Source organism: Bacteroides bouchesdurhonensis (genome assembly GCF_900155865.1).
GTDB lineage: Bacteria > Bacteroidota > Bacteroidia > Bacteroidales > Bacteroidaceae > Bacteroides > Bacteroides bouchesdurhonensis.
In genome coordinates, this window is sequence record NZ_LT707006.1 from 2,901,750 (window position 1) to 2,917,069 (window position 15,320).

9 protein-coding genes and 3 tRNA genes are annotated in these 15,320 nt (G+C 36.1%); 2 read left to right on the forward strand and 10 right to left on the reverse strand.

Annotated elements, in window-relative coordinates; translation table 11 throughout:
- Nucleotides 1-101 precede the first annotated feature (101 nt).
- The 8 genes from CZ225_RS12195 to CZ225_RS12235 all read right to left on the reverse strand — a co-directional run bounded on the left by CZ225_RS12195 (nt 102) and on the right by CZ225_RS12235 (nt 9,351).
- Complete coding sequence (locus tag CZ225_RS12195) at nt 102-1,085, reverse strand: ISAon1 family transposase (RefSeq protein WP_449374846.1); 984 nt, start codon at nt 1,083-1,085, stop codon at nt 102-104.
- Nucleotides 1,081-1,443 (reverse strand): ISAon1 family transposase N-terminal region protein, encoded by a 363-nt coding sequence (locus tag CZ225_RS12200; protein WP_077153107.1) that lies wholly within the window; start codon nt 1,441-1,443, stop codon nt 1,081-1,083. The genes CZ225_RS12195 and CZ225_RS12200 overlap by 5 nt, the downstream gene beginning before the upstream one ends.
- Nucleotides 1,444-1,822: 379 nt before the next feature.
- Nucleotides 1,823-1,896, reverse strand: a tRNA-Arg gene (locus tag CZ225_RS12210).
- Between the two features lie 21 nt (nt 1,897-1,917).
- Nucleotides 1,918-1,991 (reverse strand) — tRNA-Arg (locus CZ225_RS12215).
- A gap of 19 nt (nt 1,992-2,010) precedes the next feature.
- A tRNA-Arg gene (locus CZ225_RS12220) sits at nt 2,011-2,084 on the reverse strand.
- 78 nt (nt 2,085-2,162) lie between these two features.
- A complete protein-coding gene (locus CZ225_RS12225; RefSeq protein WP_077155809.1) occupies nt 2,163-4,469 on the reverse strand; it encodes a patatin-like phospholipase family protein in 2,307 nt (768 codons plus the stop codon).
- A gap of 172 nt (nt 4,470-4,641) precedes the next feature.
- Nucleotides 4,642-6,687 carry a molecular chaperone HtpG gene (htpG, locus tag CZ225_RS12230; RefSeq protein WP_077154260.1) on the reverse strand — a complete coding sequence of 682 codons (2,046 nt, stop codon included), beginning with the start codon at nt 6,685-6,687 and terminating at the stop codon, nt 4,642-4,644.
- Between the two features lie 135 nt (nt 6,688-6,822).
- Nucleotides 6,823-9,351: an ATP-dependent Clp protease ATP-binding subunit gene (locus CZ225_RS12235; protein WP_077154261.1), complete on the reverse strand. Its 2,529-nt coding sequence runs from the start codon at nt 9,349-9,351 to the stop codon at nt 6,823-6,825.
- 401 nt (nt 9,352-9,752) lie between these two features.
- On the opposite strand from CZ225_RS12235, the gene gyrA reads away from it, so the two are divergent.
- Nucleotides 9,753-12,323 (forward strand): DNA gyrase subunit A, encoded by a 2,571-nt coding sequence (gyrA, locus tag CZ225_RS12240; RefSeq protein ID WP_077154262.1) that lies wholly within the window; start codon nt 9,753-9,755, stop codon nt 12,321-12,323.
- Between the two features lie 32 nt (nt 12,324-12,355).
- Nucleotides 12,356-13,573, forward strand: a complete 1,218-nt coding sequence (locus CZ225_RS12245; RefSeq protein WP_077154263.1) for a tetratricopeptide repeat protein — start codon at nt 12,356-12,358, stop codon at nt 13,571-13,573.
- 199 nt (nt 13,574-13,772) lie between these two features.
- On the opposite strand, the gene CZ225_RS12250 is transcribed toward CZ225_RS12245, so the two are convergent.
- Complete coding sequence (locus CZ225_RS12250) at nt 13,773-14,891, reverse strand: universal stress protein (protein ID WP_077154264.1); 1,119 nt, start codon at nt 14,889-14,891, stop codon at nt 13,773-13,775.
- A 77-nt stretch (nt 14,892-14,968) separates the two neighbouring features.
- A complete protein-coding gene (locus CZ225_RS12255) occupies nt 14,969-15,259 on the reverse strand; it encodes a DNA-binding protein (protein ID WP_077154265.1) in 291 nt (96 codons plus the stop codon).
- Between the last annotated feature and the right edge of the window lie 61 nt (nt 15,260-15,320).

A 15,320-nucleotide genomic window follows, 5' to 3' on the forward strand; every position in this document is an offset into this window, starting at 1 on the left:
ATTAAAGCTATTGAAAGATAAAATCGGATGTGTTTTAATATCAATAGCTTCAGATGCATCTAAAAAGGGGTCAGTCCGAAAATCCTGTGGGTATGTTAAATTTACACAGTTAGTTTGCATAATCTAAAAATAAAGAAAGGTATATCTCCGACTCCCCTAAACTGTGCTCTGAAGGCTTTGATTTTTGCATTGAATGATTCTGCAAATGCATTCGTTTCTCTGTTAACGAAATAGTTTAGTATTGTTTCATAATAGTTCTGCATGGTATTCGTTACGGTTCTGAAACATCCGTATCCAAGCTTTTCTATCTTATTGTACCACAAGGCAAGCTTTCCACGTGCCACATTCTTGTCATAGTGCTTATTATATATATTGGTCAACTCTATAGCCAAGTCGTAAACTGATTTCAATTCCGGATACTGTTCGAATATGATTTCCGCACGTATTCTTTGGGATTCAGTCCATTTGCTAAAATGCTTGACAAGTAGATGTTTAGCCCTGGCCAGCAACTGCTTACGGGTATCGCCATTGGCATATCGAAACGGAACATACTCTATACCCTGCTCCCTGCACCGCTGAATTTCATCGTTCTCCAGATCCCGTGCCATCCAGCGATAAGTAATCCTGAGTTCATCAATTGCCTCATAAAAGAGCTTCTGTACATGAAACCGGTCATTGGTCATAGTGGCGTTGGGAAAAGCCGTTCGGACAATCCGCATCATGGTCGGCGAAAGATCCAAAGTGACCTCTTTGACCGTCTTGCGCTTGGAGACATGAATCATTTCAAGCACCTTGATGACGTCTTCAGACTTCGTGCCACGTATCATGGCCACAAGGGTGCCTCTGCCACCACGCCCCGCACGGTTAGTGACAACAGTATATAATTCTCCGCAGCTCAAGGAAGTCTCGTCAATACAAAGGCTGGGACCCAGGTTCTGCTTGAACAGGACATAGTCTGAAGCATGATCCAACTGGTCCCACTGTCTGTATGCACTGATAAACTCCTTGTACTGTGAAGTTAACTGTTTACCGTTTACCCCATAAGCATCTGCTATGGAGCTTATACTGGCCGCCGTAGTTTCAATCTTCTTCTTTTAAAAAAGCAACGAACTCAGGAGTGAGTTTCGTCCCTTCGGCAGTAAGATCATCGTAGGTATAGGAAAACGTTTCCCCGCTAGCCTTGTCATACCAGCGGCGACGTCTTACGTGGAGATAAACCGGTTTGCCACGAAGAGGAAAGTCCTGGATAACTTTCTCATCTGTAAAACCATGTGAAATCACAGTTCCACTCTTGTAATCGGAACGTTCCAGGTAGTTCTTTTCATCAAGCCAAACTTCGATCTTGGCAGAGTCGTCATGCCAACCGGAAATCTCAAAATACTCCATTAAAACTTCGGGGAAGATGACTCGTAGTAACTTATGTAGGGTGCGACTAGAATTCATTGGATTGTTGTTGTTAAAATCTAACCGCAAAGATAGATTACTTTCGCGTATTAACATAACATACCCACAGGATTTTCGGACTGACCCCTAAAAAGACATATGGATCCAATCCAGTAGTTGTTATTACATAGTCATCACCCTTTTTTTCAACTTTTATATTGTTTGAATCAGTTGTTCGGATAGTGAGTTTGATAGGCTTATCAGCATTTTGCGCCAATGAAAGCGAAAAGACGCTACTTAGAAATAGCACAAAACAAGGCATTAGTAGTTTCAACTTCATCTATAATAGAATTAATCAGGTTAATATTTATGAAGCAAAAATATAGGGGATACAAAACAAAAGAGACCATCTCTTATTTGTATTGAGACAGCCTCTTTGTGATCGCGACAGGATTCAAACCTGTAACCGGCTGATCCGTAGTCAGCTACTCTATTCAGTTGAGCTACGCGACCATTAATTTATAATATAAAGAGTGACCGCGACAGGATTCAAACCTGTAACCGGCTGATCCGTAGTCAGCTACTCTATTCAGTTGAGCTACGCGGCCATTCTACTAATCCGAAAAGTGATCGCGACAGGATTCAAACCTGTAACCGGCTGATCCGTAGTCAGCTACTCTATTCAGTTGAGCTACGCGACCATTGTTTCGTTTTTACGGGTGCAAAGATACGTACTTTTCCCGAACTAGCAAGTGTTTCACAAACTTTTTCTGATAAAATTATTCGATGAATCGGTAATTAAACAGTTGCCAGCCGATACTTAACCCGACATTCCACTCCCTTTTCGGTGAACTATAATGATTTACATATGCAGAGATGTCCCCAAAGGGTAATTGACAAACTACTGAAATTTCTCCCAAATATTCAAACTTGGAAAAAGCTTTTCCATAATATGCTTTATTTAAAGAGTTTCTTTCAATTGGATAAATAGGCATAAAACCATAAAATTCACCTCTAAGATGAAACATCTGGTTTAATCTATAAATGGGACGAATACCAGCTCCAACAAATTGATTAGCACGGAATGCTTCATTATAGGTTAGTTTACTATGCAATGTAGGTGAAAATTCACCTGCTTGCATCATTGTGGCAGTATAATTCTCAGAGAAGTTCTTAGAAGCATACAATGCTTTTAGATACCAGCCTAATGTCCAGTGTTCACTCATTGTGTGATATTTCTCTTTCATGTATGATAATTGTAACCATGAATGATGCTCTTTGTCACCATTCTTATTTCCATTCGTAGCTCCTTCACCCGGATAGAAACGCTCTTTTCCTATGAAAATTTGCGCTATGAGAGCTTCACTATATCCACTTGTAGCATATTGTCTTGAATTTAAAGTACTTCCATTAAAACTAATAGAACCACCTAATAAGTCATAACGACTTTTATCAAATTTATCTTTCCCGAAATCTATAACATTTTTCTGAAAGTATTTATCTTCTATTTTCCCAATTCCCAATCCAAATTCAGCTCTCTTACTGGAAAGGAATGGAAGCCCTACCTGAAGCTTTAAGAAACGCTCATCCTTTTGGTTGAATGCGGGTTTGTCATCCTTAGAGAATAGTTTGTTCTTTTTAAAATAATCAAATGTACTAATAGACGCAATAAAACGATATGAAGTCGGAATGGCTGTAGAAAAGTTTATTTTTGCCATAAACTGTACATTGTTGTACACTTTTCCCAATTGCCCATCTAAAAGAAACTCTTTAGCATAATAATTCAAATCCTGATAACCAAGCCCAAGATAGATTTGATTAGAGTTAGAAGTTGAAATATTACCACCTAATCTAACAGCAAAACTATTTTCCGCCTTAACCTTTAAATACAAATCATAAGTATCATCACTAGAATTATAGACGGCATGAGGAATGATTTCAGAAATCATATTGTCTGATAAGAGTCGAAAATATCCTTGTTTCAAATCTTCATAGGTAAATTCCTTATCATCTGAACGGTGAAACTCTTTCTTTATATAAACTTGTTGTTGTGCATTAGCTCCATCAATAATGATGTTCTTGAATCGGAGTTCCGGAAAATTGCTACGATATACCATTCTGCGCAAACGTATATTGTCTTTATTAACTCTTCGATGGATACGGCTTTTGATGGAATCCATCATACTGATTGTCCGATTATAGCCTATATCATGTAATTCATCTATACGCTGAAAATCCATCAAGCTAACGTTGTCATAATTAAAATTCATTAGAATTCCCATAGAATCAGGTATAGAATAGTCCGTTTTCTGCATAACCATATTTTCAATCTGGCTCATAAGATCATTTTCCTTAGGTTTGGTAGGATTAGTGGATACAACACTTCCAATAATGATATCAGGATGAAAATCATCTCTCATGACATCGGTTGGGAAATTATTATAAATCCCTCCATCATAGGCCAGCACATTGTCTATCTCTATAGGCTTAAACATAAAAGGAAAACTCATTGAAGCCCGGACAGCATCTCCCAGATCACCTTCCCGCATTACTAATTGTTTCTTATTGTATACATCCGAGGCAACACAACGGAAAGGAACAAATAACCTGTCAAAGTCCCCTTCACAAGCAGCTGTAGCACGTGCAAATAAATCTACGAAAACAAGATTCATCTGTATTGGATTAACCACACTAGTAGGCAAAAACTGAGGTTTCAAGTTTTTCAGTGAATCTTTAAATGAAAAACGAATATTAAAAAATTCAGGGGTAGGAAGATTTTTCTTGAAGTGATAGACATATTTCTCTTCTATCTGTCCAGAATACCAACGTTTAAAATCTTCTGATTTGAGTAACTCGACCATATCATCCGGAGAATATCCCATTGCATAAAGAGAACCAATGATAGCTCCCATAGATGTACCTGTGATATAATCAATTGGAATATTGTTCTCTTCTAGGGCACGAATAATACCGATGTGCGTCAATCCTTTAGCACCACCACCACTTAATACAAGTCCCACTTTTTGGGCATAAATAGTCGGTATGAATCCCCATAAAGTAATGAACACTAAAAGAAATTTTCTCATAACCCGGATTAAACGATTGAAATCTGTTTTCATTAAGTCTTCAAATATATGCAATACTTTCCAATAAATCGATATCTTTTTATTCGTTTTTTAGAATGAAAAAAGAGCATTACAACGTATTTTACGCTGAATGCTCTTCTTTGAAGTTATGTTTATGAATAAAAGGGTAATATTAAATCAGCTCAATACTACGTTTTACGAAGTTATTCAGTGCTTCACCTTTCAACATATTATTCTGTAATAAAGCGAGATCAATAAGCTGACGGATCACTTTATTATTGCTAGCATACGTTGCAAATATTGCTTCTTTTTTACTCTTCAGATCATCCCATTGCTTATCTAAGTCATTCAACTCATCCTTTTCAGCAGTAGGAATATCTTCATCCTTCTTTCCTTTCTGCTTATCTTTCAACTCATTACGATGTTTATTGATATTATCCATTTCTGTCTGCAAAGGAGTTACCTCAGCCTGACAAGCTGCCTCTTCTTCACTAAGTACCTCTTTTACCAACTTATGATCTGAATTAAGAATCAGATTGAACATATCCGGCATTTCTCCATAAAAACTCATTCCAGCTTGGATATTTGCCATTTCTTTCATACGACGCATATATTCACTTTGAGTAATCATAACCGGAGCTGCATTCTCACCCAATGCTTGTGTCATAACATTGAATTCAACTTTATCCATTTTAGGCAATTGACTCTTGAAAGCAGTAGTAAGTGCATCTTGTTTAGATACTTCCAATACATCACCTTTTTTATCTTCTTTGACTATAAGGTTATCAATTACATCACCATCTACACGCGTAAAACGTGATTTCTCAAACTTCTGTTCAAGCATACTTATCATAGCTACATCCAGTTGCCCGTCCATAAGCAGAACATTATAGCCTTTATTGATAGCTGCTTCTATATAGCTATATTGCTCGTCCTTATTATTAGCATACAGATAAATTAGATTTCCGTCTTTATCTGTCTGATTATCTTTAATAAGAGTTTGATATTCTTCAAATGTATAATGTTTATTATCTGTATCGGTGAAAAGGGCGAATTTTTGTGCTTTCTCATAAAAATCTTCCTGAGTCAGCATACCATAGTTGATAAATATTTTCAAATCATTCCACTTTTCTTCAAACTGCTTACGATCATTTTTAAAGATAGACTGCAACCGGTCGGAAACCTTCTTCGTAATATAAGTCGAAATCTTCTTCACATTCGAATCGCTTTGCAAATAAGAACGGGAAACATTCAATGGAATATCCGGAGAATCTATAACTCCATGCAATAAAGTCAAGAAGTCTGGTACAATACCCTCTACTGAATCTGTTACATATACCTGATTGCAATATAACTGAATCTTATTTTTATTTAATTCAATATTGCTCTTTACTTTTGGGAAATAGAGAATACCTGTCAGATGGAACGGGTAATCTACATTTAAGTGTATCCAGAAGAGAGGTTCATCAGACATCGGATATAGCTTACGGTAGAATGATTTATAGTCCTCATCAGATAATTCACTAGGTTTAAGAGTCCACAAAGGAGTTGTATCATTAATGATATTATCTTCTGAAGTTTCTACCTGCTTTCCATCTTTCCACTCTTTCTTTTTGCCAAAAGCAATGGGGACAGGAAGGAAGCTGCAATATTTCTTTAAAAGACCATCAATTCGTGCCTCTTCAAGGAATTCCTTACAATCATCGTCAATATACAAAATGATGTCTGAACCACGACTTTCCTTGTCTACTTCTTCGATTGTAAACTCAGGACTTCCATCACAAGTCCATTTTATAGCCTGTGCACCATCCCGATATGATTTAGTAATGATTTCTACTTTCTTAGCAACCATAAACGCTGAATAAAAACCTAGTCCAAAGTGGCCAATAATAGCGTTTGCATCATTCTTATATTTCTCTAGGAAGTCATTAGCACCGGAGAAAGCAATCTGGTTGATATATTTTTCAATTTCTTCGGCTGTCAAACCAATACCATGGTCAGATATAGTAATGGTATCTTTTCCCAATTCAACATGAATGGTTAAATCACCTAATTCGCCTTGGTATTCACCAATAGAAGCAAGTGTATTCAACTTTTGAGTAGCATCTACTGCATTAGACACTAATTCACGAAGAAAGATTTCATGATCGCTGTACAAAAACTTTTTGATGATAGGGAAGATGTTCTCTGTTGTAACCCCAATATTACCTTTTTGCATAATGATGTATATTTTTAGTTTATCTATTAATTAAAACTTATGAATGTTTGTTCAGAGAAAAACAAAAAAAATGCCAGACCCTAAAGTCTGACATTCTGACATATTGAAAACTTATATTTCCTTAGAAATATTACATTAGCAAGTAATAGAACTCATTTCTAATTCACCCTTTTCACTATTAAGAGAAACTTGAATCGTATCTCCTTCTTTTAGTGCAGAAGAGATAATTAGTTCAGATAATCCATCCTCCAGATAAGTTTGAATTGCACGTTTCAACGGACGAGCTCCATATTGTACATCATATCCTTTACTAGCTATAAACTCTTTTGCTTTATCTTCGATAATTAATTTATAGCCAATCGATTCAATCCGATTATAGAGCCCTTTCAGTTCAATTTCAATAATCTTTGTAATCGCTTCCAAAGAAAGCTGGTCAAAAGTAATAATTTCATCGACGCGATTCAAAAATTCGGGTGAGAATGATTTATTTAAAGCTTTTTGAATTACACTTCGCGAGAACTCTCGATCGTCCAAACGGCTTTGTGTTGCAAAGCCGACTCCTCTTCCGAACTCTTTCAATTGACGTGTTCCAATATTGGAAGTCATAATAATGACTGTATTCTTAAAGTCTACCATTCTGCCATAACTGTCAGTCAAACGTCCTTCATCCATTACTTGCAGCAGGATATTAAACACATCTGAATGTGCTTTCTCTATCTCATCGAGCAATATGATAGAATAAGGTTTACGACGTACTTTTTCCGTCAATTGTCCACCTTCCTCATATCCGACATATCCCGGAGGAGCTCCAACCAAGCGTGATACAGTAAATTTTTCCATATATTCACTCATATCAATGCGAATCAGCGCATCAGATGAGCCGAACATATATTTAGCCAATTCTTTAGCAAGATGTGTTTTACCAACACCTGTCGGTCCCAAAAACATGAAGGTTCCAATAGGTTTATTGGGATCCTTAAGCCCTACGCGACTTCGTAAAATAGCTTTAACCAATTTTTCAATAGCCGTATCTTGTGCAATGACCTTCGACTGCAAATCTTCTTTCATTCCTGCTAGCTTAATCCCTTCAGCTTGAGCCATACGCTGCACAGGAATACCGGACATCATCGAAATGACGTTTGCAATATCCTCTGCATCAACCGTTTGCCTATTCTCTTTCAGATTAGCTTCCCATTCCTTTTTCATCTCATCCAGTTGAAGAGAAAGCTCTTTCTCCTTATCTCGGAAACTGGCAGCAAGTTCAAAGTTCTGTGATTTTACAGCATCATTTTTCTTGTTTTTAGCTTCTTCAATTAGTTTTTCTTGATCTTCAATCTCTTTGGGAACATTTACATTAGTTAGATGCACACGTGAACCCGCTTCATCCAGAGCGTCAATGGCCTTATCTGGGAAATTACGGTCTGTATTATAACGATCAGTCAGCTTGACACAAGCATCTAAAGCTTCTTCTGTATAATACACATTATGATGATCTTCATACTTATCCTTAATATTACGTAGAATCTGAAGAGTCTCTTCAGCTGTAGTTGGCTCTACCATAACTTTTTGGAAACGACGTTCTAAAGCACCGTCTTTTTCAATATTCTTACGATACTCATCAAGAGTAGTGGCACCAATACATTGTATTTCTCCTCGTGCTAATGCTGGTTTTAGCATATTTGCTGCATCCATGGAACCTGCCGCAGAACCTGCCCCTACAATAGTATGTATTTCGTCGATAAACAAAATTACATTCGGATTTCTCTGTAATTCATTGAGAATGGAACGAATCCGTTCCTCAAACTGACCACGGTACTTTGTTCCTGCTACTACCGCAGTCATATCAAGAGCCACAACTCGCTTATCAAACAGAATACGGGAAACTTTCTTCTGAATGATTCTTAAAGCTAGTCCCTCGACTATAGCAGACTTTCCTACACCCGGTTCTCCTATAAGAATCGGATTGTTTTTCTTACGCCGACTTAATATTTGTGCTAAACGTTCAATTTCTTTCTCTCTACCAACTACAGGATCCAATCGGCCTTCTTCTGCCGCTTTAGTCATATCCGTACTGAAATTATCAAGTACAGGGGTGTCATTAGACGGCTTTTTAGAAGCAGTTTGTGCCTGTTGCTGGCGGTTGTCGGCATTACTTCTGCCACCTGAACGGGAAGACATATCTTCTTCCTCATCATCGTCTTCTGGAAAACCCATTCCAGCATTGATGTCCGGCTGCAATGTTGCCTGTTCCAATACTTTTGCGTAATTTACATTATTCGCTTCAAGTACGGTTGCTGCCATATTATTTTTTTCTCTTAATATTGCTAGCAAAACATGTTCTGTATCAGCTATGTTACTTTTCATACTTCGGGCTTCTAAAATACACATTTTTAATATTTTTGCCGCATCATTCGACAACGGCACCTCTGCATCCGGCGATAATATATTATCAGCTTCTGCCTTCAGCTGAGCTTCAATCTGCTGCTTTATTGTAGCTAGATTGGTGTTGAGTTTTGACAATATCTCGATAGCTTTTCCTTCACCGTCGCGAAGCATTCCCAGAAGCAGGTGTTCAGGACCTATATACCTACTTCTCAATCGATTAGCTTCTTCTTTACTATAGACGATAATGTCGGAAACTCTTTGTGAGAATTGATTATTCATACATCTTCCTTTTTTCTTCTAAGGGGTTATTTACTCGCAAATATACGTATTTAATCAAGTTTGTGTCGCATATTTGCTTTATTTCTTATATCTACAAATGGTATGCCACAAAAATCGTATGTACATACTAATATATATAAGGTATAACAAATTCCCATCTATTTTTACTGTTGATATAAGGTTTTCAGCCTTTATTTATAATTTTTCTCTTTTTATTCTTACGTATTAAAGTTTATTATAGTGATTATCTCAAATGGGAAGTAAGAGATAGCAGGAAAATTTAAAGATTGTTAGTTGGAAATCAATAAAAGTAACATAAAAGTTTTCGTATATCAAGGAAAAGTAGTAATTTAGCATGGTTTTTCACAGACCAAAGAATGTATAATTAATAATCATTTTAAATGCTTGAACAAGACAGAATTATAAAGATTAACATCGAGGAGGAAATGAAGTCATCATACATTGACTACTCCATGTCGGTCATTGTTTCACGTGCCCTTCCTGATGTTAGAGATGGATTTAAACCAGTCCACCGTAGAATTTTGTATGGAATGATGGAACTGGGTAATACTTCAGACAAACCTTATAAAAAATCAGCTAGAATTGTGGGTGAGGTATTAGGTAAATACCACCCACATGGAGACTCTTCCGTTTATTTTGCGATGGTACGTATGGCACAGGAATGGGCTATGCGTTATCCTTTGGTAGATGGACAAGGAAACTTTGGTTCTGTAGATGGCGATAGCCCCGCAGCTATGCGTTATACAGAGGCTCGTCTCAATAAGTTAGGTGAAGCTATGATGGATGACTTGTATAAGGAAACCGTCGATTTTGAACCTAATTTTGATAATACGCTGGTTGAACCTAAAGTTATGCCTACTCGTATTCCTAACCTTCTGGTGAACGGTGCTTCTGGTATTGCCGTAGGTATGGCTACCAATATGCCTCCTCATAATCTTTCAGAAGTTATAGATGCATGTGATGCTTATATCGACAATCCGGAAATCGCAGTTGAAGAGTTGATGAACTACGTTAAAGCTCCGGATTTCCCAACAGGCGGATATATATATGGTGTAAGTGGAGTGCGTGAAGCATATCTGACAGGTCGTGGCCGTGTAGTTATGCGTGCAAAAGCAGAAATTGAGTCTGGGCAAACACATGATAAAATTGTAGTAACAGAAATCCCTTATAATGTCAATAAGGCAGAATTAATCAAATATATCGCTGATCTTGTAAACGAGAAGAGAATCGAAGGTATTTCAAATGCTAACGATGAATCTGACCGTGAAGGTATGCGTATTGTGATTGATGTCAAACGTGACGCTAATGCAAGTGTTGTGTTGAACAAGCTGTATAAAATGACAGCTTTGCAGACTTCTTTTGGTGTTAATAATGTCGCTTTGGTTAATGGACGTCCTAAGATATTGAATCTTAGAGACTTGATTAAATATTTCGTTGAACATAGACATGAAGTCGTTATTCGCCGTACACAGTTTGATCTTCGTAAAGCAAAAGAACGTGCTCATATTCTTGAAGGTTTAATAATTGCTTCTGACAACATTGACGAAGTAATCCGTATAATTCGTGCTGCAAAAACTCCTAATGATGCAATTGCAGGATTGATAGAACGATTCAATCTGACAGAAATACAGTCGCGTGCGATTGTAGAAATGCGTTTACGTCAGCTGACAGGTTTGATGCAAGATCAGCTTCATGCTGAATATGACGAAATAATGAAGCAAATCGCATATTTGGAAAGTATATTAGCTGATGATGAAGTATGTCGTAAAGTGATGAAAGATGAATTGCTGGAAGTTAAAGCAAAATATGGTGACGAACGTCGTTCTGAAATCGTTTATTCTTCAGAAGAGTTCAATCCCGAAGATTTCTATGCAGATGATCAAATGATTATCACAATATCTCACATGGGATATATAAAACGTACACCATTAACAGAATTTCGTGCACAAAATCGTGGTGGAGTAGGCTCCAAAGGAACTGAAACTCGTGATGAAGACTTTGTAGAACATATCTATCCAGCTACTATGCATAACACGATGATGTTCTTTACCCAAAAAGGTAAATGTTATTGGTTAAAAGTTTATGAGATTCCTGAAGGTACGAAGAATTCTAAAGGACGTGCCATTCAAAATCTATTAAATATTGATTCTGATGATAATGTAACAGCATACTTACGTGTCAAGAATCTGGAAGATACGGAATTCATCAATAGCCATTATGTATTATTCTGTACAAAGAAAGGTGTTATCAAGAAAACTTTGCTTGAACAATATTCCCGTCCTCGTCAGAATGGTGTGAATGCTATCACAATTCGTGAAGATGATAGTGTTATTGAAGTTCGTATGACAAATGGCAATAATGAAATTATCATAGCTAATCGCAACGGACGTGCTATTCGTTTCCACGAAGCCGCAGTTCGTGTAATGGGACGTACAGCAACAGGGGTACGTGGTATTACATTAGATAATGACAACCAAGATGAAGTCGTCGGAATGATTTGTATTAAGGATTTGGAAACTGAAACCGTAATGGTTGTTTCTGAACAAGGATATGGCAAACGTTCTGAAATCGAAGATTATCGTAAGACTAATCGTGGTGGTAAAGGTGTCAAAACCATGAATATTACCGAAAAAACAGGTAAATTAGTGACTATTAAGTCTGTAACAGATGAGAACGACTTGATGATCATTAATAAATCAGGTATCACTATTCGTTTGAAAGTTGCAGATTTCCGTATTATGGGACGTGCTACTCAAGGTGTTCGCTTGATTAATCTTGAGAAACGTAATGATCAAATAGGCTCAGTATGTAAGGTAATGACAGAAAGTCTCGAGGACGAAGTACCTGCAGAGGAAACTGAAGGAACTATTATCAATAATTCGAATATTGATTCTTCTGTTGAAGATGCAGATATCAATGATAACGAGAATATCAACGAAATAGAGGAATAGACATAATATTAATAATTAATCGAACAACAATTATGAAAAGAGTATTATTTTCAATGGTTTTATTAATGACTGTCAGCTTCTCATTTGCTCAGATGAAGATCGTAAAAGAAGCAAAAAGAGCAGCTACTGATGTAAACCCTGACTTAAGAAAAGCAGAACAGCTAATCAGTGAAGCAATCAAAAATCCTGAGACTAAGGATCTTGCTGAAACATGGAACATTGCTGGAGATATTCAAAAACGCATTAATACTGAAGAGACCAAGAATGCTTTTGTAACGAAAAAGCTTGATACATTGAGAGCATACAATAGTATTCTTAAAATGTTTGAATATTTTGCAAAATGTGATGAGTTAGCACAAATACCTGATGAAAAAGGTAAAATTAAGAACAAATATAGAAAGGCTAATGCTGCTAGTTTGATAAATGAGCGTTCTAACTTGATCAATGGAGGTGTATTTGTATTTAATAAGGAACAAAATAAAGAAGCTTTAAAGTTCTTTGCAACATATGTAGAATCAGCATCATACCCTATGTTAGCAGATCAAGAAATTGCAAAAAAAGATTCCTCATTGTCACTGATCGCATATTATGCAACGCTAGCTGCTGATAGAATAGGTGATAAGGATGCAATTATTAAATATGCACCTATTGCTATAGATGACGTAGATAATGGTAAATTTGCAATGCAATTACTTTCAGATGCTTACAAAGCAAAAGGGGATACAGCTGCATGGGTTAAATCATTAGAACAAGGTATTATGAAATTCCCAGGAAATGATTATTTCTTTGCTAACTTGATTGATTATTATAGTAATGCTAACCAACTTTCAAAAGCAATGGAATTCGCTGATAAAATGTTAGCTGCAGATGCAAATAATAAAATGTATTTGTATGTAAAAGCATATCTTTATCATAATATGAAAGACTATGATAATGCTATTGAATACTTCAAGAAAGCTATTGCTGTTGATCCTGAATATGTGGAAGCATATTCTAACATCGGATTGGCATACTTAATGAAAGCTCAAGAATTTGTTGAAAAAGCAACAACTGATATCAATGATCCTAAATATGCTGAAAATCAAGCTACTTTGAAGAAATTCTATGAAGAAGCTAAACCCTTCTATGAAAAAGCTAGAGCTTTAAAACCTGAACAAAAAGATTTGTGGGTTCAAGGTCTTTACCGTGTTTACTACAACTTGAATATGGGACCAGAGTTTGAAGAAATTGATAAGTTAATGAATAAATAAATGTTTTATTGAAAATTTGTTTATTAAGAATTATAAAGCCCCCCAATTTTCTTGGGAGGCTTTATTTTATTATAAAGTCTTAGAAATGCTATATTATTTATAGAACAAAAAAGGGATGAAGATATATTCATCCCAATGTTATATTAAACATAATAGTGATTATTCCTCAAAAATAAGTCCAATTTTCCATCTCGTATAATCATCTGATCACAAGTAACGGAGTATCAGAATGGAAAAGCATCTTTCGTGCAATACTAGGATTAAATAATCGAGCAAATATATTTCTTTTATAAGATGTTATTGTTATTATATCTATCTGATTATCTTTAATGTATTGATCAAGTCCCTTTAAAAGATTATCATTCATAACAACATCATAGTGTATCTCAAGCCCAGGATATTGTTTATGAAAATATTCTTTTATACCAGCAAGCTTAATTTCATCCCAAGTATCTTTTGATTCAGCTAAATGTATAAACGACACGGAAAAATGAAATGCTTTCCATGCATTAAAGAATGCCTCAAAAGCAATCAAATCTCTTTGATCAAAATTGGTTAGGAATGCTATTCGTTTGACGTCACTGAATTGTTCAAACGGTGTATTTTCAGGAATTGCCAATACTGCTGTACGACTTCGTTCAATAACTTCAGCGGTAACACTACCAATAAGATCAATATCTTTCTGGTTTTTACCCCTTGTGCCCATTATGATAACTTTGGGATGTTGTTCTTTTACATATCTTAAGATTTCTTCTTCTGGAATACCCTCACGCAATATACAAGCATACTTAATATTAGGAAATTCTCCAGATGCAACTTTTTCCTTTATTTTATCTGATAGTGCTTTAAGATCGGAATGTACCTTTTGGATGATTATTTTTACAGATTCTTCATCGCCAATCTGATAATTGAAAACGTCACCATATGGTAGTGAAGATGCATATATTGGAGTGAAATAAACATGCAAAAGAATTACTTCTGAATCCTCTGCATTTGCTAAATTAAATCCAAGTTCACACGCTTTTATCGAATAATCTGAGAAATCGACAGGAATCAATATCTTGTTTGATTTCTTTTCAATTTTGGGGTCCTTCTCTCCTACTATACTTTCAGCTAACCATGTAGAACTTTCAGTTATTTTTAATGCACGTGGTAAATCACTCTCTTTAATTCTTAAACGCACGCCTGAAGATACAACTGGCTGAATTTGATTCACGTTATGAATGTATGTTTCTATACCTTCATTTTCAAGAACATTCTTTAATATCTGTGCTTTAGTATATGTCAGAATGGCTAGGGTTACTAATTTATCTTCCATAAATGATACATTTTATAAGGTAAACAAAAAAGAAATCCCAATTGTTTTGACACAATTGGGACCCAAACTGATATATTTTAAACTTGCACAGGTTCGGTAGCTTGCTCTTTTTGCATTCTCAAATTCATTTCATCTAGAATTTTTAAGGCCCGATCGAGAACGGTCGTATCGTCTAACATTACAAGCCCGCCATCCGGACCAGGCTCAAGATGTATTCCGACACTTTTTCCTTCCTTGAAATTATGGCCTCCGAAAAAGTTACGCACTGTATCTACGTGCAAACCTAGTTCATCCGCTATTCTATGCATGCTACCGCTAGGCAATGAATCTTTAATCTTACGAAGTTCATTAAATGTTATTGTTCTCATGTCTCATAAATTTAATGGTTAATATTATGTGATTCATTTATCACGCTATAAACTTAAGCAA